At 52.6% G+C, this 24,875-nt stretch carries 28 protein-coding genes and 1 pseudogene; 26 read left to right on the top strand and 3 right to left on the bottom strand.

From position 1 onward, the window contains the following. The first annotated feature begins 9 nt into the window (after positions 1 to 9). The 6 genes from HPY90_RS07910 (at position 10) to HPY90_RS07885 (ending at position 2,974) form a co-directional block, all read left to right on the top strand. On the top strand, positions 10 to 222 hold the full coding sequence (locus HPY90_RS07910) for a hypothetical protein (RefSeq protein ID WP_287193287.1): 213 nt from the start codon (positions 10 to 12) through the stop codon (positions 220 to 222). Next, positions 191 to 466 carry a type II toxin-antitoxin system RelE family toxin gene (locus tag HPY90_RS07905; RefSeq protein WP_287193286.1) on the top strand — a complete coding sequence of 92 codons (276 nt, stop codon included), beginning with the start codon at positions 191 to 193 and terminating at the stop codon, positions 464 to 466. The genes HPY90_RS07910 and HPY90_RS07905 overlap by 32 nt, the downstream gene beginning before the upstream one ends. Before the next feature lie 117 nt (positions 467 to 583). Continuing rightward, complete coding sequence (locus HPY90_RS07900) at positions 584 to 1,111, top strand: hypothetical protein (protein ID WP_287193284.1); 528 nt, start codon at positions 584 to 586, stop codon at positions 1,109 to 1,111. Positions 1,112 to 1,180: 69 nt separating this feature from the next. Next, positions 1,181 to 1,369, top strand: a complete 189-nt coding sequence (locus tag HPY90_RS07895; protein WP_287193282.1) for a hypothetical protein — start codon at positions 1,181 to 1,183, stop codon at positions 1,367 to 1,369. 56 nt (positions 1,370 to 1,425) lie between these two features. Next, positions 1,426 to 1,785: a hypothetical protein gene (locus HPY90_RS07890; protein ID WP_287193280.1), complete on the top strand. Its 360-nt coding sequence runs from the start codon at positions 1,426 to 1,428 to the stop codon at positions 1,783 to 1,785. Between the two features lie 493 nt (positions 1,786 to 2,278). Beyond that, positions 2,279 to 2,974 carry a CDP-alcohol phosphatidyltransferase family protein gene (locus HPY90_RS07885; RefSeq protein WP_287193278.1) on the top strand — a complete coding sequence of 232 codons (696 nt, stop codon included), beginning with the start codon at positions 2,279 to 2,281 and terminating at the stop codon, positions 2,972 to 2,974. 434 nt (positions 2,975 to 3,408) lie between these two features. Here the strand turns inward: HPY90_RS07885 and HPY90_RS16120 are convergent. Further along, positions 3,409 to 3,543 (bottom strand): annotated as a pseudogene (locus HPY90_RS16120) (hypothetical protein); the annotation flags it as partial. Between the two features lie 707 nt (positions 3,544 to 4,250). Next, positions 4,251 to 4,382: a hypothetical protein gene (locus HPY90_RS07880; RefSeq protein ID WP_287193276.1), complete on the bottom strand. Its 132-nt coding sequence runs from the start codon at positions 4,380 to 4,382 to the stop codon at positions 4,251 to 4,253. Positions 4,383 to 4,442: 60 nt separating this feature from the next. Between HPY90_RS07880 and HPY90_RS07875 the strand changes: the two genes are divergently transcribed. From HPY90_RS07875 to HPY90_RS07865, 3 genes are all read left to right on the top strand, one after another. Then, positions 4,443 to 4,622 carry a hypothetical protein gene (locus HPY90_RS07875; RefSeq protein WP_287193274.1) on the top strand — a complete coding sequence of 60 codons (180 nt, stop codon included), beginning with the start codon at positions 4,443 to 4,445 and terminating at the stop codon, positions 4,620 to 4,622. 749 nt (positions 4,623 to 5,371) lie between these two features. Continuing rightward, entirely contained in the window at positions 5,372 to 6,628 is a 1,257-nt protein-coding gene (gene ltrA, locus HPY90_RS07870) for a group II intron reverse transcriptase/maturase (RefSeq protein WP_287193312.1), read from the top strand. Between the two features lie 128 nt (positions 6,629 to 6,756). After that, positions 6,757 to 7,362 (top strand): zinc-binding dehydrogenase, encoded by a 606-nt coding sequence (locus HPY90_RS07865; protein WP_287193273.1) that lies wholly within the window; start codon positions 6,757 to 6,759, stop codon positions 7,360 to 7,362. Between the two features lie 180 nt (positions 7,363 to 7,542). Here HPY90_RS07865 and HPY90_RS07860 read toward each other — a convergent pair whose 3' ends face one another. Further along, positions 7,543 to 8,328 carry a DeoR/GlpR family DNA-binding transcription regulator gene (locus HPY90_RS07860; RefSeq protein WP_287193271.1) on the bottom strand — a complete coding sequence of 262 codons (786 nt, stop codon included), beginning with the start codon at positions 8,326 to 8,328 and terminating at the stop codon, positions 7,543 to 7,545. Between the two features lie 758 nt (positions 8,329 to 9,086). Between HPY90_RS07860 and HPY90_RS07855 the strand changes: the two genes are divergently transcribed. The 17 genes from HPY90_RS07855 (at position 9,087) to HPY90_RS07775 (ending at position 24,857) form a co-directional block, all read left to right on the top strand. Further along, complete coding sequence (locus tag HPY90_RS07855) at positions 9,087 to 10,112, top strand: uroporphyrinogen decarboxylase/cobalamine-independent methonine synthase family protein (RefSeq protein ID WP_287193269.1); 1,026 nt, start codon at positions 9,087 to 9,089, stop codon at positions 10,110 to 10,112. 418 nt (positions 10,113 to 10,530) lie between these two features. Further along, positions 10,531 to 11,772 carry an ABC transporter substrate-binding protein gene (locus HPY90_RS07850; RefSeq protein ID WP_287193267.1) on the top strand — a complete coding sequence of 414 codons (1,242 nt, stop codon included), beginning with the start codon at positions 10,531 to 10,533 and terminating at the stop codon, positions 11,770 to 11,772. Between the two features lie 71 nt (positions 11,773 to 11,843). Next, positions 11,844 to 12,728, top strand: coding sequence for a carbohydrate ABC transporter permease (locus tag HPY90_RS07845; protein WP_287193266.1), 885 nt, complete (start codon positions 11,844 to 11,846; stop codon positions 12,726 to 12,728). A 38-nt stretch (positions 12,729 to 12,766) separates the two neighbouring features. Then, complete coding sequence (locus HPY90_RS07840) at positions 12,767 to 13,591, top strand: carbohydrate ABC transporter permease (protein ID WP_287193265.1); 825 nt, start codon at positions 12,767 to 12,769, stop codon at positions 13,589 to 13,591. A gap of 137 nt (positions 13,592 to 13,728) precedes the next feature. Further along, positions 13,729 to 13,890: a hypothetical protein gene (locus HPY90_RS07835; protein ID WP_287193263.1), complete on the top strand. Its 162-nt coding sequence runs from the start codon at positions 13,729 to 13,731 to the stop codon at positions 13,888 to 13,890. Positions 13,891 to 14,002: 112 nt separating this feature from the next. Then, on the top strand, positions 14,003 to 14,269 hold the full coding sequence (locus HPY90_RS07830; protein WP_353733646.1) for a transposase: 267 nt from the start codon (positions 14,003 to 14,005) through the stop codon (positions 14,267 to 14,269). A 237-nt stretch (positions 14,270 to 14,506) separates the two neighbouring features. Beyond that, positions 14,507 to 14,746, top strand: a complete 240-nt coding sequence (locus HPY90_RS07825; protein WP_287193262.1) for a uroporphyrinogen decarboxylase family protein — start codon at positions 14,507 to 14,509, stop codon at positions 14,744 to 14,746. A 22-nt stretch (positions 14,747 to 14,768) separates the two neighbouring features. Next, positions 14,769 to 16,025, top strand: a complete 1,257-nt coding sequence (locus tag HPY90_RS07820; protein ID WP_287193259.1) for a uroporphyrinogen decarboxylase family protein — start codon at positions 14,769 to 14,771, stop codon at positions 16,023 to 16,025. Between the two features lie 42 nt (positions 16,026 to 16,067). Beyond that, the gene (locus HPY90_RS07815) at positions 16,068 to 16,406 is read left to right on the top strand and encodes a cupin domain-containing protein (RefSeq protein WP_287193256.1); all 339 of its coding nucleotides are present in this window, start codon (positions 16,068 to 16,070) and stop codon (positions 16,404 to 16,406) included. Continuing rightward, complete coding sequence (locus HPY90_RS16330; RefSeq protein ID WP_502707199.1) at positions 16,390 to 17,586, top strand: mannitol dehydrogenase family protein; 1,197 nt, start codon at positions 16,390 to 16,392, stop codon at positions 17,584 to 17,586. Before HPY90_RS07815 ends, HPY90_RS16330 begins: the two co-directional genes overlap by 17 nt. Before the next feature lie 24 nt (positions 17,587 to 17,610). Next, positions 17,611 to 18,834 carry a RuBisCO large subunit C-terminal-like domain-containing protein gene (locus HPY90_RS07805; RefSeq protein WP_287193251.1) on the top strand — a complete coding sequence of 408 codons (1,224 nt, stop codon included), beginning with the start codon at positions 17,611 to 17,613 and terminating at the stop codon, positions 18,832 to 18,834. 58 nt (positions 18,835 to 18,892) lie between these two features. Further along, positions 18,893 to 19,696, top strand: coding sequence for a class I fructose-bisphosphate aldolase (locus HPY90_RS07800; protein WP_287193247.1), 804 nt, complete (start codon positions 18,893 to 18,895; stop codon positions 19,694 to 19,696). Further along, entirely contained in the window at positions 19,693 to 20,625 is a 933-nt protein-coding gene (locus tag HPY90_RS07795) for a PfkB family carbohydrate kinase (RefSeq protein ID WP_287193244.1), read from the top strand. The genes HPY90_RS07800 and HPY90_RS07795 overlap by 4 nt, the downstream gene beginning before the upstream one ends. Beyond that, positions 20,615 to 21,958 carry a hypothetical protein gene (locus HPY90_RS07790; protein ID WP_287193242.1) on the top strand — a complete coding sequence of 448 codons (1,344 nt, stop codon included), beginning with the start codon at positions 20,615 to 20,617 and terminating at the stop codon, positions 21,956 to 21,958. Before HPY90_RS07795 ends, HPY90_RS07790 begins: the two co-directional genes overlap by 11 nt. A 117-nt stretch (positions 21,959 to 22,075) precedes the next feature. Beyond that, positions 22,076 to 22,708 (top strand): cobalamin B12-binding domain-containing protein, encoded by a 633-nt coding sequence (locus HPY90_RS07785; RefSeq protein ID WP_287193239.1) that lies wholly within the window; start codon positions 22,076 to 22,078, stop codon positions 22,706 to 22,708. Positions 22,709 to 22,933: 225 nt separating this feature from the next. After that, on the top strand, positions 22,934 to 23,935 hold the full coding sequence (locus tag HPY90_RS07780) for a uroporphyrinogen decarboxylase family protein (protein ID WP_287193236.1): 1,002 nt from the start codon (positions 22,934 to 22,936) through the stop codon (positions 23,933 to 23,935). Positions 23,936 to 24,047: 112 nt separating this feature from the next. Further along, positions 24,048 to 24,857 (top strand): tyrosine-type recombinase/integrase, encoded by an 810-nt coding sequence (locus tag HPY90_RS07775; protein ID WP_287193234.1) that lies wholly within the window; start codon positions 24,048 to 24,050, stop codon positions 24,855 to 24,857. The last annotated feature ends 18 nt before the right edge of the window (positions 24,858 to 24,875 follow it).

Genomic DNA, 24,875 nt, shown 5'->3' with positions numbered 1-24,875 from the left:
GCCGGGACAATGGGCGTTCGCGAAGAACTGCTGAAGATAATGGAGACCCTGAATGAAGAGGACCTAGAGGAACTCCTCGAGTACGCCAGGTGGCTCCAGGCCGACAAATTCGAGGAGCTAACAAAAGAGGAATACCGAGAGCTTGAAGAGGCCGAAGCTGAAGTTGCCCGTGGAGAGGTGGTGCCCTGGCGTGCAATTCGGCGGACAAAGGTTTCGGGTTGAACTTTCCCGCAAGGCGCGGAACTATTACGAACGATTAGATGCGGATACGGCGGCCAGGTTAGACGAAGCATTTGAGGCTATGGAAGAAAATCCGTGGAGCGGGGATATTCGGCCAGTTAAAGGCAAGCCCGGAACCTGGAGACGGCGAGAGGGAGACCTTCGCATTATTTACCGCGTGGACAAACAAACAAGGGTTGTAACGGTGACTTTGATACTGCCCAGGGGTGACGTATATAAGCATTGAGTAGGGGGGCTCCATGAAACTTTCTAGCGGGGAAGTGCCGGCACTGTCGAGAGGAGATAAGGAGCCCCAAACTGTGAGCATTGGTAATTCTAGCTTGCGCAGAGAGGAAGGGGATCGATGGTGCCTAGATCATTTCCAATTTGGCAGTTAAACGAACGGGGGGCTGGTCTTGGAGGGGGTAACCATGCTACGCGCGTAAAGAGGTTCGTAGCATTTCTCTCAGACTGGGGGAGCTGGTACTTTGAGGTGCCTGTTGCCCCCTCAAGAAGAGGGGGCGACTGGAGCCGGCCACGGCACAAAGTGGATGCCGTTTGTGTTCTCGGGGCTGAGAGTCAGGTGCTCCCCCCTGTCAAGTGGGCAGATTCCTCTTGGACGGAGGATATAGGATGCGAGGCTTTCGAGAACGAGAAAGTCGCACTTGTTGAAGTTAAAACAAGGCCCCTATCACATAATGCGCTTGGACAGCTTATTACTTACGAAGAAGAATTTGCATCAAACTGGGGGTGCGAAGTAGACTCCTGTTGGGTTGTCTGTACAGAAGCCACCGATGAATTAATAGAGATATATAATGGCGAAGGGATTTCCGTGGTAATCATGCCTTGGGGAAGTTATGACCCAGGGGATTGGGAATTTTTTGAGGCGTAGAGAATCCTAGATTTTCAGAGTTCGATAAAGCAATAGACGACTAAGAGACTAAAAGGAGCTGCGTGAGCCATGTCGAAACTGCTTGCGTGGAAATGCCGGCAATGCCGGACCGTAACCTACGTCGAGGCCCAGGACCCTACAGGGCGGAGCTTAAACCTGCCCGGGTACTGCAGCGGGTGCGGTAAGGAGCTGGACCGCAAGGCCGCGGAATTCCTGGGGTGGCATGAAATACAGGATAGCCCAAGGCCCTCGCAATAACCTACCCTTATGCACTGCATAGGCGTTGCTGCAGAGGCGCGAAGGGAGGGTGGCCGTTGAGAGAAGCTATTTATGCCTACAAGCGAGGGAAGCGCGTCTACGCACGCAAGAATGGCAGACTTCTTTATGTGCATTACTACGTTGCCGACGGGCATGTCTATGAGATTCCCCGCGGGCGTGGACATCCTCGTGCCCGTGTATGCTTCAAAGAAACACCTGGGGGGCGAGAGGTTCTCTGGGAGGAGTATGACGGCGCAGCCCTTCTGGAGGCGATTCGCAGGGAGAACAAGATGATATTCTCCTTAATGCCATACATCGAAGACGAGAAAGAGCGAATGAAGGTTATAGAAGACTTCCTAGATGCCCTTGAGGTGCCAAGAGAAGCAAAAGACCCTTCACGTTTAGAGCAGAAATAGAGACCCTATCCAATGATAAGGGTGGTTTGACAAGGGTTGTCACAGTGGATAGGGTGTGGTGAATAGGGTTGTCATGACCCTATCCAATGATAAGGATGATGATAAGGGTGGGATTGATAACCCTCGAAAAGGCTGGGGGTATCCCTCACAACGGCCCGGCGCATGATAAAGGACGGGCGATTGAAAGCAGAACTCAGGAAAGGCCCCAGGGGGCAGGTTTACTACGTAGATCGAAGAACAAATTCGAACGGCGCAAGCTGTGATTGACGTGGTTCTCGCGACCCAGCTGGTATCCATACCTGACCTGGTGGACCCGATAGTATTGGCTAGGATAGAATGGAAGTGAGGAATGAAAAGTTAGTTGAGGTCTCGACCCCCCTCACGGAGCAAGAAATCAGGACAAATATGTCGAATCCTGATATAGTTATAGAAAACCGGAGCAGTACTGCGATAAGCCCGAATAAATGATCGACCAAAGGGGGCAGGAACGTCCATGTGGGAGCGGCTGACCTCGCTCGAAGAAAACCTGAGGGATCGAACCCTCGGCCGTATCATAGCAGCCATTATACCTCGATGGGTCCACCCTAACCACATCACATCTCTCAGGATAGTCCTAGTGGGTGTAGCCGTAGCGCTGTTCCTGATCGGCCAGCCCCTTGAAGTCCAAACAAATGTCCTCATCGCCGCGGCGCTTACCGATACAATCGACGGCATGCTCGCCCGCTCTAGAAAGCAGGCCTCCCGCACCGGAGCATACCTGGACCACTTCTCAGACTGGCTGGTCGGCGGCTGGATGGGCATCCTGGCCCTCACCAACGGCGTGCTCGAAACTGGCATAGTGGTTCTGATGATCACGCCTCAAGTCCTTGTGACTATTACAGACCGGATTAAGGCATCACATCTCAGGTTCAAGGATAACAAAACACGCCTGCTGGCCCTCGTGATGGGACCCGCCAATTTCCGGCCCAACACCGTCTCCAGGCTGCAATTTGTCGCAGTTCTCGCGGGTTTCACAATGATGCTGCTCAGCAAAACGGAGAATTACCCTGCTCTCCGCAAGGCGGGGCTTGTCTGCCTGTATGCCGAGGTGTGCCTAGCGTGGATGCTGGCAATCGACGGTCTCATTGGCATATACTATCTTCTTCGCAGACCGCACCAGGGAAGCGGGCGTCCCGTGATACCAGATTGACGTATTCCCGCGAGCTCAGTCAAAACTTGTCCCGTCTCCACCGCCTCCTGAAGTAGAAGACGTCTTGGACGTGCATGGAGCTATATACTAAGGCCTGGGGCAGAGGAGCAAGGGCGGCGGTATCCTGAGTAATGTCAGTGGCACGTCAGTGCGATGTTCAGTGTGTTGAGGGTGCAAGAGCTGGAGGGTGAGGCATTCCGGGTGGTATAGGGGGTCTTCAATCTTCGGAATCTGATGGCCCGGCTATTCGGGCGCGCGGCTTCGCGAAGGCGACCGCGAAATTCGTTAAGGGGGGTACCGGGTTTCAGGAATCCGGTGTTGGAATAGTATTGCAAAACCTTATAACAGGAGCGATGCTTTTCCGATAGGGATATGCCATCAGGAGGTCTCTAGAAACGCGTAGGAGGCCCGTAGAGGCGTGATTGGGGACGGGCTCATATGATTACCCCCTGTAAAATCAAGGGCGTAGAAGCGAAAATTGAGGGGCACAGCTCGGCGTTAAGGGTACAAGCGATCGCCTGCAAGGTGTACCCTTGCTTGCGTAGGGAGTATATTCTGCGGACCGTCTCTGCCTCTTCGGGAACTAACTAACTGCAGGCCACTCTCTTTATCTCTGGCATATCCGAGGGGGGCTGGCCTAGTATTCATGATTTACACCTTTAGCCCGCTAGACATTCCTAGACATCCTGGGGATGGTGCGCTAGCGGGAGCTAGCGACTGCACCTAAAGCAAGGAAACTCTCTAGGAATTTCGCTAGACTTGTCTAGAAGGCCTCTAGGCATTAGCATTCAGACTTCTTTGTTGACTATTAGTTGCTAATAATGATCTAATAATAACGCTCCAATGAATGTCAGCCGTAGCAGAGCTTTTATCCTCTGATTAGCGTAGATCAATAAGCCCAGAACATTCCTCAGCCTGAGCAGGGCGTTTGCTACGATTAGTGAAATATGCTAGCTGGAACACTTTCCTAGCCGTAAGAGGACTTTTGTCTTCTGATTAGCATAAATCGCCAACTAGACAGCCCACCCGCTCTAGCAGGGATTTTACCTTTCGCTTAGTGATTCTCGCTAGCTAGCCACTCCTAGTTAATCCAATAATCAACCCGTTCAAACCCCAGATGAAAAATCGTTAGTAGCAATAGTTCTTATATGGCCGTTGTCACTCTCTTTGGAGAGAATGACATTAATATGGAAAATCTTATAAAATATAGGGTCGAGTCCGATTTTGTGTGTAAGTTCTCCTCTGTGTGGTAGCTATCGCCTCCCAGTCTACTGTTCTAGGTTGCTTCTGGGTGCGTCTCTTCTCCTCTTTTGACCTCTCTCTGTTTTGAAAGGCCTTGCCTCCATGCCCAGTATTCGGTCATGTCAAGATACTTATGCCCCGTTGTCCACTCCTCATCAATCTCCATAACCACTGCTCCAATCAGCCTTTGTGCAGCCTCCTCGTTGTTGGGGAAGATGCCGACCAGTTGGTGGTGGACAGGCTCAAAGATGAGTTAACCAAGCTTGGGTTCACATTGCCTGAGTGGGTGCAGAAGTATCAGGACTTCATCCTTGGGGCGGTGGTGGATGTAGTAGTAGCGATCTTGAATAGATTGGGTTTTTTCGAGCATTCGGAGATGGTAGAGCTCGACTCGAAGCCAGCATAGGACTTGACCCTTTTTCGGTCAAGGTCGAATATCACGTACCGGCTAGCAGGCTTCCCGGGGAGAATCCGGCGAAGCTGGATGATTCGGCAAGGGAGCAAGCGTTGAAGGATGCTATTGATCTTATCCCACAGGTACGATTTGAACATTGATTCTTACTGCCCGGCCTTAAGAGGCCGGGTTTTTTTATTGTGCGCCTGGCATGGGCGTTGTCTATAGGGTGAAAGTCCCGAACAGCGAAGGTAGCAGTAGCTGTAGCTTAAGGCAAGGGTGTCTGCGGTGACGCAGAATCTGAAGGAAGCCGGCGGCAAACCTCCGGCCCGAGGACCACGAACCACAGGTGAGGCTAGCGGCAGTTGGATGAGCTTGCAATACAAAGCGAAGTCCTTGCTACCGAAGGCTGCCGAGAGTAAATGGGGCGGGCGCATGGAGGGAAAGACAGCGTTCTTACCCGGGGAGATCTGCCGGAGGTGCCAATTGAATTGGTAACCCGTGCAGCGATGTACGGCTGAACCGGCAGAAGTCAGCAGAGGCCGTAGTACTTGTAGTGGAGACGTCCGCCAAGGAAGGGCCGAACATGAATGTGAGGGAAGTTCATGGCGAGCTCGAGGAGAGAGCAAAGACAGCAGAAAATCCCATCTGGGAGCTATCCTCAGAAGGAAGCGGTGAATCCGCAGGGAGCTGGGGAAGCGCCGAGTTCTCTTCCGGCGCAAACCACCGGAACGACCCGCGAGGCAAATCGTACCAACCTTATGGAGATGGTGGTAGAGCGGGAGAACATGATTCGAGCGCTGAAGCGAGTAGAGGCGAACAAAGGAGCAGCTGGCGTTGACGGAATGAAGGTTGAAGACCTTCGTGAGTATTTGAAGGAAAGCTGGCCCGAGATTCGGGAGCAACTGCTCGCTGGAACATATCATCCGAAGCCGGTCCGAAGGGTCGAAATCCCGAAACCCGACGGAGGCGTCAGGCTATTAGGTATACCCACAGCGCTCGACCGCATCATCCAACAAGCACTCTTGCAGATTCTGACCCCCACATTCGACCCCGAGTTCTCGCCGTTCAGTTATGGATTTCGCCCATACAGAAAGGCAGAGAATGCAGTCAGAAGAGCCCAGGAGTATATCTCCGAAGGATACCGCTGGGTGGTAGACATGGACTTAGAGAAGTTCTTCGATCGGGTCAACCACGATATCTTGATGTCGCGGGTAGCCAGGAAAGTGAAGGACAAACGGGTTCTACGACTCATTCGGCGATATCTTCAGGCTGGGGTGATGGTTAACGGATGCTGTGTGGCCACAGAGGAAGGGACGCCGCAGGGCGGCCCGCTGAGCCCTCTGTTGGCTAACATCATGCTGGACGACCTTGACCGGGAGTTGATGAGGAGGGGTCATTGCTTTGTCCGGTATGCCGATGACTGCAACATCTACGTGAAAAGTCAAAGGGCCGGGGAGCGGGTAATGGAGAGTGTCAAGAGATTTGTGGAAGGGGAGCTAAAACTTAAGGTCAACCTGCAGAAGAGCGCGGTAGACCGACCGTGGAAGCGGAAGATTCTTGGGTTCTCATTCACATGGGACAAGGAGCCTCGGATACGGTTAGCACCTAAAACCATTAAACGGTTTAAGGATAAGATCCGAGAGCTAACGAAACGAAGCCGAAGTCAATCCATGGAGGACCGGATTGGAGCACTGAACACGTACTTGATGGGGTGGATTGGATACTTTAAGCTAGCGGATACCCGCAGCGTTCTCCAGTCACTTGATGAATGGGTTCGTAGGCGGCTTCGAATGTGTTACCTGAAGCAATGGAAGAAGCCCAAGACCAAACTTCGTAACCTCATCGTTTTGGGAATACCCGCGGACTGGGCTGCCCTCATCAGCGGTTCTCGGAAGGGTTACTGGCGTTTGGCAAACACTCCACAAATGAACAAAGCCCTTGGTCTGGCCTTCTGGCGAAACCAAGGACTTCGTAGTCTCGTAGGAAGGTATGACCAGCTTCGTTTTACATCATGAACCGCCGTATACCGAACGGTACGTACGGTGGTGTGAGAGGACGGGGGTTAGCCGCCCCCTCCTACTCGATTTCTTGTCAATAATTAGGTAAGGTAGACGACAGGATTCCAGCGTTTGTTGCTCCCATAATGGAGATGGTCATCGGAGCAGCGCGACTATTATTCGATTCAGATGGAACACGGGCGATTAAGAAAGGTGATGTTGCAGTAGTATACGGGTTGGGCCCTGCAGGATTGATCTATGTGCAGTTGACTAAAGCCATGGGGGCCCGAAAGGTCATTGCAGTCGGTCGACACAGGTTGCGACTCGGGAAAGCTCTTATGTTGGGCGCGGATGTCGCTATCGATGCTCAGGAAGGGCACGTAATTGATAAAGTTCGGGATATAGGGGAAACCCTGGATATTATCATCGATGCAACCGGAGCCGACATTGTTACTGATGTCTTGGCTCTGGGGCATTCCGGTATGGCTTTTGTTCCGTACGGGGTGCCGCCTTTTGACTGGAAGGAAAAGCTACCAGAGCTCGAGGGGAAGGGTATCGTCTTTCGCGATGGCGGACTGGTGGAAGCTCGAGTTGCTGTTGAACAATGTATTGACTGGGTCGCTAACGGGGCCATACGCCTGGAGCCGATTATAACACACCGGATTTCGCTAGAGCAGGTTGAGTTCGGCCTTAAGCTCTGCCATGACTTCAGGAACGATACCTTAAAGGTGGTCATAGATATGGCCATATAGGCTCTCCACTTGACATCCGCTAGCCTCCTTTATGATGTTGCATTTCTGAACCGAGGCTACGCCCCTGGGGGAGTGTAGGTTATTCCCATTTCGTTCCGGGTTGGCTGCGTAAAATGAGATTTCCAGTTTCCTGGATGTGTTTCTGCAAAACCCAAGTTAATGAAAATCAAGATGGGGTGATCAAACCAAGACGAGTTTCAATCCGAAACCCCGTAATTCATCTTGCATCCTGGCTTCCAGGTTGGAGTCGGTGATAATAATATCCACGCTGTGCAGGTCAGTTACGATGGTAAAACTTATCTTTCCGAACTTCGAGGAATCAGCGACTAGAATCACCTCTCGGGCGCTCTGAATCATGGCTCTCTTTACCTGCGCCATGAGGATCCCTCTTTCCATCAGGTGTCCGTTATCCACAGCATGAGCGGCCAGGAATAGTTTGTCCGCCTTAATATCTGATATGCTTCGCTCAGCTTCTGGCCCAACCAATGATAATGTTGCGTAGTTCAATATTCCACCAGTTAGGTGAACAATCAGGTTAGGATTAACTCCTAGGACAGAGGCAACATTAAGGCTGTTAGTCACAACGGTTACCCCTTTATGATCTTTTAGATGTCGCGCCACTTGCATGGTGGTTGTGCCGGAGTCTAGGATGATTATGTCGCCATCATTCACCATTTTTGCTGCAGCTTTACCAATATTGATTTTCTGTTGTTTATTCTCAATGGCTCGTTGTGAATAGGGGACCTCTATTGTCTCGTTCAGTTTCGGAAGGCGCACGCCCCCGTGGACCCTGATAACCAATCCCTGATCTTCCAATTGGGAAAGATCGGAGCGCAGGGTGACCTCGGATACACCGAACATTTCTTTTAATTGCGATATCCTCAAGCTTTTATGTTTCGAGAGGAGTTCAAGGATAGCACGATGTCTATCTTCTTTAAGCGCATGGTTAGGTATTAGATCATCCATAGTTTAATATAAGCACCTACCTCTTAAACCGAAAGACGGCGATACTCTTATAGTTTAGTATAATGGTTGATTACATTGGTTTCAATTCTAGAATAATGTTTTAGAACCGGAATAAATTATAGTTGACATATCGTTTTCTTTCTTTTACACTTATACGTAGATAATAGTAATAACACTATCTTGCTTTTACAGAGCCGTCCCAGATTGTGTATTAGGTAATTTTTATTGAAGAATTCGATTAACTTCCTTTATATAGTTGAAATTGAAACGCCGAGGCTCAACATATAGTGGTTACGATTTGGGAAGCAAAGTCTGTCATTTCAGTGGAAACTATGTAAATCATTCTAAGAGTTGTGTAGGGAGTCTTAAATCTCCAATACAGTACTTAATGGGTAGTCTATCCAGCTTAGGTATTGCTTATTTGCTTCTCAATCTACCCCTGGGAATTTGAGTTTTGACCAGTTTCTTGTAAGAGCCTCCCTCAGATATAGAGGAGGCAGCTTTAATTGATGTTTGCTCACGTGTGAAAGCTCTCATAACCATTGTAATTCCAATAGCTCAAGACGGATTAACAGCAACGGCAATCCTTCCCTTGTATAGAGAAAGGGTACATATAACCGTGACGCGAAAAGAACGGGTAAAACAAGCTATTCTCAGAAGACCAAGGGAATTAATACAGAAACCTGTTTTCGTCGCCGTATACAACGAGTGCTTTGTACAGAAGTGGGGAGTCTAACCAGATAGAGGAGGTTTGGGCAATGGACGGTATCAAATCCTACCCCGAGGTTACTATCGATTTCTCCCCCTTATGGTGGAACAAGAATTATGGGTTTGAGTTCGATGAAGCATTCTGGCTGGATCCTATAAGAAGGACGGAACAGACGATGGAAATGCAGCGTGTTCTTTTTGACCGATTTGGCGATGTCGGCCTAGGCTGCGCCGATCCAACACCGACACCGAATGTGGAGATGTATGGGCATAGATTTGTCTCGGCATTGTTAGGTGCTGAAATCCGGTACTACCGAGATCAACCTCCCTCTGTATTAAGCGTCGATCTCGATTATGATCATATGGGTCGCATCCAGTGTCCTATTCTTTCGGAGTCAAAGGTTTTTACAGAGACCATGAGACAGGCCGCATTGCTCATCGATCGATACGGGTTCTGTAATGGCGAAATCAACATGGGTGGGCCGTTGAATGTAGCTGTCACCATGTTCGGCACTTCGTTCTTGGCAGCTCTGTTGGAAGCTTCCAGGGTAGCAGATCATGTCCTTAGCGTGATAGCTAACACAATGATCAACCTCTATGATGAACTGACTTGTAAAATATCACCGACTGAGCATAATAGCAGAAACCGGAAGTTATTCTTAGGCAATTGCCCGGTAATCATGATATCACCCGATCATTACCAAACCAAGGTCTTTCCCCACGATCAATGGCTACGTAGCCAAGCAGCAGTATTTACTCTCCATCATTGTGGATCCCATATGGAGCGTTATCTTTCATCGTATACTCACCTGAGGCCTATATCCCACATAGAAGTTGGCTGGGAAGGCGATTTAAGATTAGTTGCCGAGGCTATACCCGAGGCCACTATAACGCCATTACTATACGCCACCGAGTTGGCTGGTAAAACCGAATTGGAATTGGACGACCTCATTGGATCCATCCTCCAATCCATAGGTAACCCTGCACGGATTTCTCGTATATGGATAGTGGACTGGGGTCCTGAGTTAGATGATAGCATCGTCCGCTCTCTTCGTTCGTATGCCGAGAGGCTATGAATGCTTGTATATCTGGAGAGTTGGCAGTGCGGTTAGATGTCCGGCGAACTCCGGTTTTCGTTAGACCTTGCTCTCCAGAATTCCGTATCTTCCTGTAGGAGCGCATAATGTCGGCATGAGGTCAAATACGCCAGACGTACATTGGATAAAACCTCGCCATCCAGGGTGAAATTCCAGAGAAATCACCAGTAAATCAAGGAGGAGAAGGAGGCAAATAAACAAAGGCTCTCGGATAGGCAAAAGATCTCTTGTGATCAGTTTCTCCGGCACTAGTCTGTGATGGACAGTATTATCAATATCAACCGACCCAAAACATAAGTCGCCGTCGGTTGAAAGGGGGTAGATACTGACCGATTTGTCATAGCTAATACCGGGTTGACCAGGGGAAAAAGACATTAGAAATGGAGGGACAATCCAAATGAAGAGTGGTCGCTTGACAATCTCGATTGCGCTTCTGTTGGTCTTGGCTGCGGGACTCGCTGTACCGGTATTCGCCGCCGAAAAGGTGCGCCTTACCTTCCTGGCCCATACCGCAACGGAATGGAACAACGTTCTGAAACGTCATATCTCAAGATTTGAACAGCAGAATCCGGGCGTTACGGTTGAATTCATGACAGTTCCTCACAAGGACCTCAACACAAAGGTCCTCACCGGGTTTGTGAGCGGCACGGCACCTGACATAATTGGAGTCTACGGACCTTGGATGAATCAGTTTGTTGCTTCTGGGTATTTGTCTGAAGCTCCCGACTGGGCTGTTAAGGATCTGAAGGAGAACTTTGTGCCTGCAGCCATTTCCGGTGCCACGTTCAACGGGAAAGTGTACGGGTATCCTCAGCACTTCGGTGTTTGGGGGCCTATCGCGAATGTAAACCTCTATAAGAAGGCTGGCTTGGCTTTCCCGACCACATGGGAAGAACTTATGGCGATAGCTCCCAAGATGGATAAGAGGAAAGCCGACAACAGCTTTGAACAAGTTGGCGCAATGTTGAACACCGAGACGGATGGCAGCTGGAACGTGATTACCTGGGCCAATATCCTTTCAGCTTACGGGGTTTCAATAGTGAACGAAGACGCTTCCGCCGCCGCCTTTAACACGCCTGGCGGGAAAGCAGCGACCAAAGTCTATGCAGCGCTCAGCCATCCGGATTTCGGTAAGAAGGCCTGGGATATGTTCACCCTGGGTCGTGTCGGGACGTATTTCCACGGGTCGTGGACCAAGGCGACCAGTCCCAAAGGTGGTTGGCCGTTTGAAATTGCGGCTCTCCCTACTCTGAAAGGTGACCGGATCTCCTCGGCAGGGTATGTATGGTACTGGGTAGTCAACAACAAGACCAAAGGGGCGGCTCGTGAAGCGGCGTGGAGGCTGATCCAGTTCATGTCGCAAGACCCGCAATATATTGAAATATACCGCGAGATCAATCTTCCTCCAATGACTTACTCATTGGCTAAACAGATCGAAAGCGACAAATGGACTTCCACTTTCTTCGATACCCTGAAGTTGATGAAGCCGTACTATTCTCTGAAAGTACCCAACTGGGAAGAGATTGACCTGATCATAGGCCGAAACCTTGAGTGGCTCGCTGCCAAGGAAATCACTGTCGACCAGTTCTTGAAGCAGACGGAGAACCAAGTCAACAAGGCACTGAAGAGAAAAACCTGATCTAACTGTGGGATTGTGGGGCACCGTTCGCAAGGGGGCGGTGCCCCGTAAGGGAAAGGAGCTGATGGCAGTTGAAAGCTCGTCTTCGTAGGGAACAAACAAGGTTTGTGCTTCTTGCTTTGATTCCGATTGGCGCTTGTTTCTTCCTCTTCGCAATCTACCCGATCCTGTACGGTTTCTACATCAGCCTATTCGACTGGAGCCTGGTTTCGCCTCGCAAACCGTTTGTGGGGTTGGAAAACTATGCGGACGTCGTCACGGACCCGCTTTTCTGGACCAGCCTCCGCAATACTTTCTATTTCACCCTCGCGACCGTGGGCGTTGGCACTTTCTTCTGTCTTGCTATGGCCCTCTTGGTTAAATCTTTCAAGCAACCCTGGAATATAATCCTTATGACGCTGATTTTCGCTCCTGTGGTAGCTTCCCAGAGCCCAACCTCGTTACTCTTCAGCTGGATGTACCAGCCAACATTCGGTGTGTTGAATTATTTGCTGAAGTACGTCGGTCTGGGACCCTATCAGTGGATCACTTCATCATCTCAAGCTTTGGCTTCAGTTTGGCTGATGACCCAATGGAAGAACGTGGGTTATGGAATGATCATATTCCTGGCGGGGCTCAACACTATACCCACCGAGTTTTACGAGGCTGCTGCTATCGACGGAGCAACCGGATGGCTCAAATTCCGTTACATTACCTTTCCCCTTCTTAAACCAATTACTTTATTCGTAGTAGTTACGGGTACAATCTTTGCTGTTCAAATATTCACGCCCATCTTCATCATGACGGGCGGGGGCCCCGGGACGTCGACGCTCGTTATGGTTCAACATATTTACGATGTAGGGTTCAAATTCTTCTCCATGGGTAGAGCCAGTACCCTTGCTATGTTATTGTTCGTCGCTCTGTTTTTCGTTACGTTGATCCAGTTCAAGTCGTTCCGCGAGAACTTCGAGTACTAACTTTCAGTAATCCGGCTTGCTCGAAAGGATGGATCGCGATGGAACGTTACATTGGGAAGTTGAAATACGTTCTTTGGGTAATAGTTGCGGTGGGAATGGTATTCCCACTGTACTGGATGTTGGTTACTTCCTTCAAACCTTCCCGGGAGGCAATAAACTATCCTCCGACTTTCATCCCCCAGACGTTTATGGGGCTGCAGAACTATTTTGAAGTCTTCCGAAGGGCGCCCTTCGGATACTTCTTTGTCAACAGTATTATCGTGACAGTGGTAGTCACCATATTCGTGATCTTCACAAGTGCTCTTGCGGGATACGTTTTTGCAAAATTCCGGTTCCGCGGACGCGACTTACTGTTCTACCTTTTTCTTGGAACAATGATGATACCTTTTCCCACTAAAATGATACCGTTGTTTCTGATGGTCAAGTCATTCGGACTGATTAATACTCTCCCGGCATTGACCTTGCCATATCTGATATCTGCCTTCGGTGTGTTTATGATGAGGCAATTCATGAAGGGCATACCGACTGAACTCATTGAGGCGGCACGAGTCGATGGTTGTTCGGAATGGCGGATATTCTGGACCATCATCATTTCCCTAAGCCGAAACGCCCTGGCGGGTCTGGGGATTTATACATTCGTGGTCCAGTGGGATGATTTCGTGTGGCCGTTAATTGCGGTATCGGACATGAAGAAGATGACCTTGCCGATCGGTATCGTACAGATTTCTGAGCGATTTGGCGCACAGGATTACTCGGTGTTCATGGCCGGGGCCGTTATTATCGTTTTTCCGGCTCTGCTGGCTTTCCTTGCGATGCGCAGAGAGTTAATTGAAACAATTGCGTTGAGCGGGATGAAAAGTTGAGCGGGATGGGACGAAACCGCTATCAAGGAGTGAGGCAATCCCGTAGCGGTTCGAAGGTATGACGCAATTCAGTGCTCGATTCGGCGGGTGGAAAGAGGTCCAGTCCGATCCGTTAAGGCTTTATGAGGGGTTCTTAAATGAATTCATACGAAAGAGCGGTTGCGGTGTTATCGGGCGAAATTCCCGATAGAGTTCCTATATTTGAGGCGCTCGTAGATCCGGCTGTTACGCGCCAGATGACGGAAATAGACAACTATGCTGAGTTCTGCGAGAGCACACCACTATGTATTTTCCATTGAAAAAGTCCATTTTCTTTAATCGCACCCATAATATATGGGATTCTGGCGACTTGAATTCAACAACATATGGAAAGCTAACCGGGTTTTTCTCAATAGAAACTAAGTAGTTTCTATTGATGACTGCATAGGCGACAAGGATTACATGAGCGCATCCGTCAGCGTGTATTACGAGGAACTCCGGCAAGTGGCTGCCTATAATGAGACGGAGGCTTTCCAAAAGGACAAGGCAATCTGCGCCAGGATAGAGCCGAAGTTCGGCGAAGCCAAGAGATTCCACGGCATGGCAAGGGTCCTCTACCGGTGGCTTAAGAAGGTGAATCTCCAGGTTCTATTAACGGCGATCGCTTTGAACGTAAAGCGCATCTTCACGCTACTCTAGGAGCGAAAGGCTTCGGCAGTGGCAGAGCCTATAGCAGCATAGGGAGTAGTGTGCCCTTTCCCCCCGCAAGGCCCCCAAGAGGGGCTGCGAGGGAGAGGGTACTCGGGCTAACACGCACCAAATCCCCCATGTTGTGGGGCTATATGGAGATTATGGCATTATCCTCGTTTATCAAGGTGCAGTCCTTGCTCCCATTTAGTTAGGAGAAATCAACAGTCTCAGCCCGAAGTAATGGATGTGTTCAAAGTCAAGAGAACATACAGGAAGAAGCTTGCGTTCTATGGAGGCGTTAATATCCAGCGGGCTTTGCCCTTCGGGACGCCTGGCGAGGTACGCGGTATCGCCCGGAAAATGATCCGCGAGATCGGCCGGGGAGGCCGCTACATTCTTTCTCCTGCACACGCAATACCCGGCGATGTGCCCCTGGAGAATATCCTGGCACTACTGGAACCAATAGTTTTTCAGTACTTGGAATGATCTTGCCTAGGGGGGTGATTCCGTGACATCCAGGGAAAGAGTATACAAAGCCATTAACCACGAACAACCCGACAAGGTACCGGTGGATCTAGGAGCAACAGCGGTCACCGGAATATCCGCCAGTTCATATGCAAAGCTCAGGAAGAGACTGGGCTTGAAAGCAGGGCGGGTAAAGGTATGGGAGCCCTATCAGATACTCGGTGAAGTTGAAGAGGAGATCAGGAGTCTGATCGGGGTAGACGTCATCGGGTTGACTCTTCCCACCACTGCGTTCGGATTCAGGAATGAAGGTTGGAAACCGTGGACCCTTTTCGATGGGACAGAGGTGTTAGTTCCGGAGAAGTTCATAACAACACAGGACGAGGAGGGTAACCTGTACATATATCCCGAGGGAGACACCTCGGTTCCACCGTCCGGAAAGATGCCCAAGGGAGGGTTCTATTTCGACGCCATTGTCCGACAGGAACTGATAGACTACAGCAACCTCGATCCTGAAGTCTGGGCGAGGCAGATGTACAAAATCCTTACCGATGAAGAACTCGGGTATATCGAAGAAACGTCAACAGCACTTTTTAATAACACGGATTACTTCATTATTGGTAACCTCATTTCCGCTAGCTTCGGTGACATCGCGTGGGTCCCCGGGCCGATGCTGAAACATCCTAGGGGCATCAGAGATCCGCAAGAATGGTACATCGCACTCATGGCACACCCGGAGTACGTCAAGGGCATTTTCGATATACAGCTTGAGGTGGCGCTTGAGAATCTGAAACTGGTACACCAGGCAGTTGGCGATAGGATTGGAGCGCTCATTATCAGCGGGACGGATTTCGGCACACAGAACGGTCCGTTCTTTAGCCCCGATATGTACCGTGAACTGTTCAAGCCATATCATAAGGCGATTAATGATTGGATTCACCGGCATACTTCCTGGAAGACTTTTTACCATAGCTGCGGTTCAGTGGTGAAACTGCTTGACGATTTTGTGGATGCCGGAGTCGATATTCTGAACCCGGTACAGACATCGGCTGCGGGGATGGACCCCGAATGGCTCAAGAAAAACTACGGCCACAAGTTGACCTTCTGGGGCGGTGGAGTTGATACACAGAACACGCTTCCGTTCGGTACGCCCGACGAAGTGGCAGAACAGGTGAAATACAGGATGAGGGTTTTCGGTAATGGCGGGGGATTTGTGTTCGCCACGGTTCACAATATCCAGAGCGGCGTGAAGGAAGAGAACCTGGTTGCGTTGATCGAAAGCATAAAGGCGTTCAGGTAAATCACCACTAGTTATATCGTAGTCGAAAGGGCTGATATACTTATGAAATTCGTTGAGAAACCATGGGGAAGCGAATTGTGGGTTGCCGATTGCGGCGATTACGCTTTGAAGATCATCACGTTTAAGAAAGGGTGCCGCTCGAGCCTTCAGTACCATGTCAAGAAACACGAACACATCTACATTGACTCGGGAAGAGTCAGGATGGAACTGGAAGGCGATGACGGAAGCCTGGTGATCCAGGAATTGGGCCCTGGGGAAGTGGTCGAGAACTGGCCCGGCCGGAAGCACCGGGTGGAGGCGCTCGAAGACACGCGTCTGATTGAAGTCTCGACGCCCGAACTGGATGATGTGGTGAGAGTGGAGGATGATTATGGCCGCTGAAACTCAAGCCGGGCAGCGCCCGAAATTGCTGTTGTTTGGAGCCGGCTCTACGGGGCGGGGCCAGGTGGCACAACTAGTTTATGAAGGCGGATGGGATATAACCCTCGTCGACCGCAAGCCGGATCTGATTGACCGTCTTCGCCAGGCGGGATGCTACACGGTGCGCCTGTTCCAGCCGGATGGCAGTTCCCGTGACGTCGTGGTGGATCGCTACCGGGTCTACCATACCTCGGAGGTCGAAGCAATTGCTGATGCGGTCGTGGCAGCGGACCTGGTGGTGACTAGCGTGATAGCCACAAACCTCAAGGATGTCGCCCCCCTCCTGGCGCTGGGCATCAGGCGCCGCGCGGAGCGGCGGCCGCACGACCCGCTCAACGTGATCGCCGCCGAGAACATGGAGCGTAGCTCCACCGTGCTGCGCAGCCTTACCCTGGAGCACCTGGCTGGCGCGGGGGCTATAGATCTGGATCGCCTGATCGGCTTCCCCGATTCGATGATTGCGAGGGTTGTGCCGGTGGCTGAGGATCCGCTGTTGCTCTTAGCTGAGGAATATAGCGAGTGGACCGCGGACGCGAAGGCCTTCATCGGCCGGCCGCCCGAACTAATGGGGCTGGAGCCAGTACCCAACCAGGAGGCCCGCCTGCGGCGGAAGCTCTTCATCCATAACACGGGGCATTACTGCTGCGCTTTATGGGCCCTGGCCAGAGGTTACCGCTACGTCCACGAGGGGGGCAGGGACCCCGAGATCCTGGCTGAAGTGAGCGCGACGATAGCTGAGAGCGGGGCTGCGATCAGCGCTGAGTACGGCTTTTCGCTCGAGGATATCGCCGCCTACCGGCAGAACCTGCTTGACCGCCTGGCCTGTGACGTTTTCGTGGACAGCGTGACCCGCGTCTGCCGCGAGCCCCTGCGCAAGCTGGGCGAGCACGAACGGCTTGTCGGCCCGCTGAACCTGTGTATCAAGCACGGCCTCCCCTACGAGCACCTGGCCCGGAGCATCGCCCTGGTCATGCGAACCGACCTCTTCGGGGATGAGCAATACCGGCAGATGCATGCCATGCTCGCGGCCGGCGGCCCGGAGCGGATTCTAACCGATGTCTGCCACCTGGGGCCGGGTCACCCGGCCAGGACTTTTATTTTGAAAGAACTCGACTCACCCGGCTTCCCGTGCCGGCAATGAGCTTGCAGCGAGGAGGATTCACCAATGAAAGCAATGGTCGTTGATGATTGCCTGGTCATGGCGATGCACGTAGAGTCCAGTAAGCACTCGTTATCCGAAATAGCGAAGATGCTGGCCGAGATGGAGACGACCGGCGGCGCAGGCCCGGGTGCTGACGATCTCATGGTGCGCTGCACCGGCAGGGTCCTCGACGTGCAGGAGGAGAGCCCTGGCGTGGGAACTATTCAGATAGGCCTGCCGCTGGAGAATCTCAATTTCGATACAGCGGCTAACGCCTTCACCTCGATTTACCTTTACATGATCGGGGGGGCGAGCATGGCCTGGCTCGAGTACGATAAGAGCAGGCTGACCGACTTTTCCTTGCCCGACTCGGCCCTGAGCGTTTTCCCCGGCCCGCGCTTCGGCCCGGACGGGACCCGGGCGCTGCTGGGCGCGGATGCCAATGAGCTGCTGGTCGGCACGATCGTCAAGCCGACAGCCGGCCTGCACCCCCAGCAGGTGGCCGAGCTGTGCTACAGCTACGCCCGGGGAGGGATGCGCTTCATCAAGGACGACGAGAAGATGGCCAACCCGCGCTACTGCCCGCTGGAGGAAAGGGTCCCCGCTGTGATAGAGAGGATACGCCAGGCGGAGCAGGAGACAGGGCAGCGTTGCTTGTATGCCCCACACATCAGCACCGGCCCGCAGCAGATCCTGGACTGGGCCCACTTCGCAGTCGAACACGGTGCAACGGCCCTTATGATCAACATGTTTGCAGCCGGGTTTCACTCCCTGCTTATGGTGCGTCAGGACCCCTCGCTCAACGTCCCGATCTACGGGCATTGCGGTGGGAAGGAAGCGATGTCGAGGGCCGAGGGGCAGGGAGTGTCGATGGAGGTTGTGGCTAAATTCGCCCGCTTGCTGGGGGCCGATTACTTCCGCATCGGCCTGCCAGGAGGATATCTAGTCGGTAACAAGCCGGAAGAGCTTCGCTCGCTCTTTGCCGCGATGACCGAACCGTGGGGGCCGATCGGCCCGATGGTGCCGGCCTCAAGTGGCGGCTTGAAGCCAGCCAATATAGGTACAGGGCTCGAGCTCTTCGGTAAAGATGCCATGTACCTCGCCGGCACCGGCGTCAGCCGCCATCCCCTTGGGGTAGCGGCCGGGGTGCGAGCTATCAAACAGGCCGCCGAGGCGTTCCTGGCGGGCATCCCGATCGAGGGATACGCTAAAACGCACGAGGAACTCAGGATCGGCCTGGAATTGTAACCTGTTATCCGCTATAGCCTGCTATATTACACCAACACTGAAAAGAGGAAATTGCATCATGAACCTCGGCAAACTTATTCGTATGCGGCGGATCTTCACTCACCCCTCGGGGCGCTTCCTTTCTATCGCTTTCGACCACTTCATCGGCTACGGAGCGGGTTTGCCGGAAGGGTTGCGGACCATCGGGCCGACGCTGAAGAGGATAGTTGACGGCCAGCCCGATGCCGTGACGCTTCACAAGGGACTCGCCAGGGCAGCCTGGGAGCCTTACGCCGGCCAGATTCCCTTGATCATACAGTCGACCATCGCCCGGCCGGATGACTCGGCCTGTGAGCAAATCGCGGAGCCTGAGGAGGCCGTCCGGTTGGGGGCCGACGCCTTTGCGGTTACTATGTTTGTCCGGGGACCGAGCGAGGCGGCCCACATCCGCACGGTGGCCCAGGCCGTCCGCCAGGCCGCCCAGTTTGACCTGCCCGTCATCGTGCACGCCTATTCCCGTGACTACTCCTCCGGCGAGGTGCGGGTATCGACCCTGCCCGAGGATATCGCCTGGGCTGTCCGCTGCGCTGTGGAGGCGGGCGCTGATGTCGTCAAGACACCTTACTGCGGCGACGTCGCGGCATACCGCCAGATCGTCGAGGACTGCCCCGTCCCGCTGGTCGCGGCCGGTGGCCCCAAAACCCCCACGGTCGAGGCTGCGCTTCAGATGATGAGCGATGTGGTTGCTGCCGACGCCCGCGGGGCAACGGTCGGTCGTAATGTCTGGGGGCAGGTCAAGGTGAAGGAGATGATACTGGCTTTGAAGGCTGTTATCCATGACGGCGCCAGGCCGGCGGAAGCACTGGAGTGTTATGGCCTATGATTACACCGCGCTGGGACGTTCTCGGGTGTGGGATCGTCGCCGTCGATGACTTGCTTTACGTCGATCAGTATCCACTGGCCGATAGCAAGACTCCGGTATTGGACATAGTGCGCGAAGGGGGCGGGTTGACCGGCACTGCCCTGGTCGCCGCCGCCCGATTTGGCACCAAGGCGGCCTATGGTGGCATCCTTGGCTATGACGAGCTGTCTAACTTCACACTCGAAGCCTTCCGGCGGGAGGGGGTTGACGTGTCGGCTGTGGTGCGCCGGGCCGGAGCCAGCACCTACCATTCCATCATCATTATCGACCAGGCGACCAAGACACGGACCATCTTCTATACCGCCAAAGGAGTTGTAGCTCGTTCCCCGGAAGAGATGAGCATAGAATTAATCGGAAACTGTCGCGTGTTGCTGGTGGATATGCTGGGTCTGGATGGTACAATTCGCGCTGTTCAGATTGCCCATAGCCTGGGTATTCCGGTCGTAGCCGACATCGAGTCAGCCGACGAACCCCGCTCCATGGAACTGATTGAGCAGGTGGACCATTTGATCATACCGCGCCATCTGGCCGCTCAACTCAGCGGGTCAGATGACCCGGAGTATATGGTGAAATGGCTGGCCAAAACCCGGCGGGCATGTACTGCAGTCACCTGCGGCGATCAAGGGACCTGGTATACCCTAGCGGATGGGGTAGTCAGGCATCAACCAGCCTTCAAGATTGTGCCGGTCGACACCAACGGCTGTGGAGATGTGTTCCATGGTGTCTATGCAGCCTGCTTGGCACAAGACAATATCCCGCTCGAGCAGGCGATCTTAATGGTGACGGCTGCCGCAGCTATCAAAGCCACACGCCCGGGAGGGCGCTCGGGTATCCCTGACCGGCGCGCCGTCGAACAATTCCTGAAGGAGCGACATGATAATGAGTTGTAACTTTGAGAAACTTGTCTGTGAGCTGGAAGAAGGTCTCAGCGCCATTCCCATCCTGGATGTCCACACCCATCTCGATGCTGAACATTTATCAGCTCGCGGGTTACATGATATCCTGCTCTACCATATGGTCAAGACGGATTTGCTGGCGGCTGGTTGCCCCGACGGGGAGCGGCTGTCTGAAGACCCGGACGAAGCCGAGGTGTACCAACGGTTACGTAATGCCATACCTTACCTGCGTTATATCCGGAATACGAGCGGATTCTGGGGCGTTAAGACGATCCTACGTGAGCTATATGGCTGGTCGGAGCAATTGACGGAGGATAATTGGCAAAAGGTCCATGCCATTATCCGCGAGAGAAGTGAGGACCAGGCCTGGGCACGATATATCTTGCAGCGGGCTGGCGTAAGGCGTGCCTCAACTGAATACTGGCGTCGGCGCGATGGTCGCAGCGATGATGTCTTGCAGTATAGCCTGGAATGGGCATTTTTCGCACGCAACCAGCGCGGCCAGAATGACATCGCTTTATATGAGCTTGAGCGGACTTGGAGTCAGGAAGAGGTATCGGGGCCGTTACCGGTAGCTCTTGACCTTAACAGTCGGCGGCCAGTCGAGCGCCCGATTCGGACAGTCTCGGATGTTCATGCCGCCATGGAACACTACGCCGGGCTTATTCCCTACGACCAGTTGCTGTCTACGGCACAGCACATCTCGACCGATATCGACTATCGCACGGTTTCCGAGGAGGAGATGCCTTTCGCGCTTAGACAACGTGAAAATGCGACCATTGTTGAGCGCGATATCTATTGTAGCTATATCCTGGAACTCTTTTTGTCGGAGCTTGAGCGCCGCGGGGATCATATCGTCTTCCAATTTTCGCTTGGCGCCGAACCGTCAACCCACGAGACAATCAGCAAGCTTAAAACCGAAACAGTCTCGCAACTGGCCGAGATGATCGAGCGGCACCCGAAGCTGCGCTTCCAGGTCTTCCTCTCTAGTTCCCCCTTCAACCAGGCCATCTGCACCTTGGTGCGCGAGCTGCCAAATCTCTCGGTCGCGGGCTATTGGTGGCACAGCTTTTTCCCTCCATTCATTCGCCAGACGATCGCTGAGCGTCTAGACATGGTGCCGGCAAATAAGCAGGTTGGATTCTTTAGCGATGGCTATTGCGTCGACTGGGTCTTTGCGAAGGCGATCATCGTGAGGAAGCAATTGGCCCTAGTCTTGGCTGATAAGGTGGTAATGGGCCAATACACGAAGGACGAAGCCCTGGCAATTGCCCGGCAAATCCTCTTTGAGACGCCACAGACGCTGGTTGGCATGCAACCCAATTAAAATCCTGATTGGTCTTGAACTAGTCGGTAGTAACACAGAACAACAGCGTGTTATATTATAACTTGCATTTTTTGTAATCCTTATTTAAGGGGATTTTATTCGAGGGGGTGTCTTCAAATGATAAATCTCCAGGAGCTTCAAAATGCTGTCATTTCCGGGAATGCGCCGAAGACGAAGGAGCTGACCGAGCAGGCACTGAAGGAGAACATCGATCCTGTAGTCATAGTCAAGGAATGGCTCATCCCTGGCATGGGGATCGTGGGGGACAGGTTCAAGAGGAACGAGATCTACGTTCCCGAGATGCTCATTGCAGCCAGGGCCATGTATGCCGCCCTCGATGTGCTCCGCCCCATCCTGGCGCAGACTGATATGGAGCCTGTGGGCAAGGTGGTCATAGGTACGGTCAAGGGGGACCTCCACGACATAGGCAAGAACCTTGTCAAGATGATGCTGGAGGGTGCCGGGTTCGAGGTCATAGATCTGGGGATCGATGTTGCCCCTCAGAAGTTCGTGGATGCTGTCAAGGAGAACAAGCCCAATCATGTAGCCATGTCAGCTCTTCTCACCACGACCATGCCTGCGATGAAGGAGACGATAGAGGCCTTGAAGGCAGCGGGCCTGAGGGATAAGGTAAAGGTCATGATCGGGGGAGCGCCTGTGACGGATAAGTATGCGAACGAGATCGGCACTGACGGCTATGCCCCTGATGCGAGCTCTGCAGTTGACCTTGCGAAGAGGCTGCTCCAGTAAGGAATAGTTTCAGCCGTTAGGGAGGCCCTCGCATCTTAACCCAGATAAATGGTCTTGGGCTTGGCCTGACCATTTAGCAAGACCGGTGATCGCTCTGGTAACATAGCTTAAATGGTATAATCTTTCATCATATGGGGGCATGTATGTAAACTCTTTAGGGAGTAGATCCATGCCCCCGAAATCTAAGCAGATTCCATGAAACATATGCAGGAGGGATATTTCAAGGTGCGGTTAATAGACATAGTAAGGCAATCCCCGAGGCGTCTTGTCATTCCATTGATGGGCTATCCCGGTGCTCGTCTTACAAACTCCACCATAAGGCAAAACGAGTTCAACAGCGACCTTCATTACAGGTCCATCTACAAGCTGGTTGAGAGGTTTGATCCTGATGCCGTCTTCTTTATGATGGACTTATCTGTTGAAGCAGGGGCCCTGGGCCTCCAGGTCCGCTACCCGTTGAGCGAGTCCGCCACAGTAGAGCATCACCCTGTCAAGACCCTTGCTGATCTTGAGCAATATGAAGTTCTTGATCCACTATTCGATGCGAGGATCCGGTCGTATATAGAGACAATGAAGCTGATGGCGAAGAACCTTAACATCCCCAAGGGGGGCTACGTGATCGGCCCCTTTACGCTGGCGGGCCTCTTGATGGGCGCAGTCGAGATAGCGACAGCCACCATCACCGAGCCCGACCTGGTGCTGTCCGTGGTGAACTTCGCGGAGAACATTATCATCCGTTACGCCAAGGAGTTGATCCGGGCCGGGGCGAATATGATCGCGATACTCGAGCCCACGGCCACCTTCCTCTCCCCGAAGGCATTCGCCAGGTTCTCGGGTGCATCGGTGAGCAGGATCGTGAGGTTCCTCGATGCCATGACCATATTGCACATATGCGGTAACACCACCCACCTGGTCGAGGCCATGTGCGAGACAGGGGTTCAGGGCTTGAGCCTGGACTCTGTGGCTGATTTCCCTGCAGTGGCTTCGAGGGTGAGGAGCGATGTGGTGTTGATAGGCAATATAGCCCCTGTCCGGGTGATGGTAAACGAGAAGCCAGATGGGGTCAAGAGGGCAGTGAATAACCTGCTCGAGGCGATGGAGCCTTACCCCAACTTCATCCTGAGCACAGGGTGCGACCTGCCGCTTGAGACCCCTCTTGAGAATATACAGGCCTTTATGGAGGCGGGCAAGGCATGGCGGCTACGGAGGGCGGATAGTGCCGCGTAGGTACTCACCCCTAACTACACTTAGGCACGAATTACTTTACCGATAGGAGACCCTATCGGTATTTTTATGCTATAATAGTACCGTATAGTATAGCTAAATAGGGGTGATACTCGTGGCTATCGGTACTATCCATGATTTCGAGACTCACCTTAAATCCCGGGGACTATCGGAGCACTCTATCCAGGCATTTACTCTAGATATCCGACAGTTCTTGGAATTCGCAGGAGACCGGGATATCTCCTCCAGCCTCATATCTGATTGGTTCAGCCACCTCCACGAGAAGGGCCTCACCAATAAGACCTTATCCAGGAAGAGGACAGCATTATCGATTTACTCGAAATGGCTCGGACAGTCGTGGGAACTCCCAAAGATAAAGCCAGAAAAGAGACTCCCCGATGCCTTATCTGAAGTTGAAGCGAAAGCAGTATTGGAGGCCGCCGGCCAAACACGACACGCGAATCGCAACAGGCTCATGGTTGAACTCATGCTAAGATGCGGCCTTAGGGCAAGTGAACTCCTATCCCTGAAAGCAGAAGACTTCCAGGAAGATGGCGGCATACTCTACATCCACGTTGTTTTAGGCAAGGGCAAGAAGGACCGGCGGATACCTGTCACTTATAAGCCGCTGCAGCAGGCAATAAAGAAATATACAAAAGGCATGCTCCCAAGCGATATCCTCTTCCCCATGATAGATCGCAACCTGCGCAAGCTCGTGGCCGATATTGGACGAAAGGCAGGATTATCTAAGAGGCTACACCCTCACATGCTTCGCCATACTGCAGCGACGTTGTACCTGCGCAAGGGCGCGAACATCGAGAGCGTAAGACGGACCTTGGGGCATGAGAGCCTGGCCACCACGCAAAAGTACCTCGCGCTCACCGATGAGGACGTGGCAAAAGACCTCGCCCGTGCTACTTGGTGAGATAACCTTTAGCGCTGT

The sequence above is a fragment of the Syntrophothermus sp. genome (assembly GCF_013314835.1).
GTDB classification, from domain to species: domain Bacteria; phylum Bacillota; class Syntrophomonadia; order Syntrophomonadales; family Syntrophothermaceae; genus Syntrophothermus; species Syntrophothermus lipocalidus.
Note: the sequence above shows the minus strand (reverse complement) of the source record. Positions and strands in the feature narration are given on the sequence as shown.

Bases quoted from the DNA above. Each gene is read 5' to 3' on its own strand.
- HPY90_RS07795 (WP_287193244.1), top strand. From the start codon at position 19,693: ATGATTACACCGCGCTGGGACGTTCTCGGGTGTGGGATCGTCGCCGTC.
- HPY90_RS07880 (WP_287193276.1), bottom strand. From the start codon at position 4,382: ATGGAGATTGATGAGGAGTGGACAACGGGGCATAAGTATCTTGACATG.
- HPY90_RS07910 (WP_287193287.1), top strand. From the start codon at position 10: ATGGGCGTTCGCGAAGAACTGCTGAAGATAATGGAGACCCTGAATGAA.
- HPY90_RS07800 (WP_287193247.1), top strand. From the start codon at position 18,893: ATGAACCTCGGCAAACTTATTCGTATGCGGCGGATCTTCACTCACCCC.
- HPY90_RS07785 (WP_287193239.1), top strand. From the start codon at position 22,076: ATGATAAATCTCCAGGAGCTTCAAAATGCTGTCATTTCCGGGAATGCG.
- HPY90_RS07850 (WP_287193267.1), top strand. From the start codon at position 10,531: ATGAAGAGTGGTCGCTTGACAATCTCGATTGCGCTTCTGTTGGTCTTG.
- HPY90_RS07855 (WP_287193269.1), top strand. From the start codon at position 9,087: ATGGACGGTATCAAATCCTACCCCGAGGTTACTATCGATTTCTCCCCC.
- HPY90_RS16330 (WP_502707199.1), top strand. From the start codon at position 16,390: ATGATTATGGCCGCTGAAACTCAAGCCGGGCAGCGCCCGAAATTGCTG.
- HPY90_RS07790 (WP_287193242.1), top strand. From the start codon at position 20,615: ATGAGTTGTAACTTTGAGAAACTTGTCTGTGAGCTGGAAGAAGGTCTC.
- HPY90_RS07805 (WP_287193251.1), top strand. From the start codon at position 17,611: ATGAAAGCAATGGTCGTTGATGATTGCCTGGTCATGGCGATGCACGTA.
- ltrA (WP_287193312.1), top strand. From the start codon at position 5,372: ATGGAGATGGTGGTAGAGCGGGAGAACATGATTCGAGCGCTGAAGCGA.
- HPY90_RS07885 (WP_287193278.1), top strand. From the start codon at position 2,279: ATGTGGGAGCGGCTGACCTCGCTCGAAGAAAACCTGAGGGATCGAACC.
- HPY90_RS07860 (WP_287193271.1), bottom strand. From the start codon at position 8,328: ATGGATGATCTAATACCTAACCATGCGCTTAAAGAAGATAGACATCGT.
- HPY90_RS07840 (WP_287193265.1), top strand. From the start codon at position 12,767: ATGGAACGTTACATTGGGAAGTTGAAATACGTTCTTTGGGTAATAGTT.
- HPY90_RS07900 (WP_287193284.1), top strand. From the start codon at position 584: ATGGTGCCTAGATCATTTCCAATTTGGCAGTTAAACGAACGGGGGGCT.
- HPY90_RS07865 (WP_287193273.1), top strand. From the start codon at position 6,757: ATGGAGATGGTCATCGGAGCAGCGCGACTATTATTCGATTCAGATGGA.
- HPY90_RS07835 (WP_287193263.1), top strand. From the start codon at position 13,729: ATGAATTCATACGAAAGAGCGGTTGCGGTGTTATCGGGCGAAATTCCC.
- HPY90_RS07815 (WP_287193256.1), top strand. From the start codon at position 16,068: ATGAAATTCGTTGAGAAACCATGGGGAAGCGAATTGTGGGTTGCCGAT.
- HPY90_RS07895 (WP_287193282.1), top strand. From the start codon at position 1,181: ATGTCGAAACTGCTTGCGTGGAAATGCCGGCAATGCCGGACCGTAACC.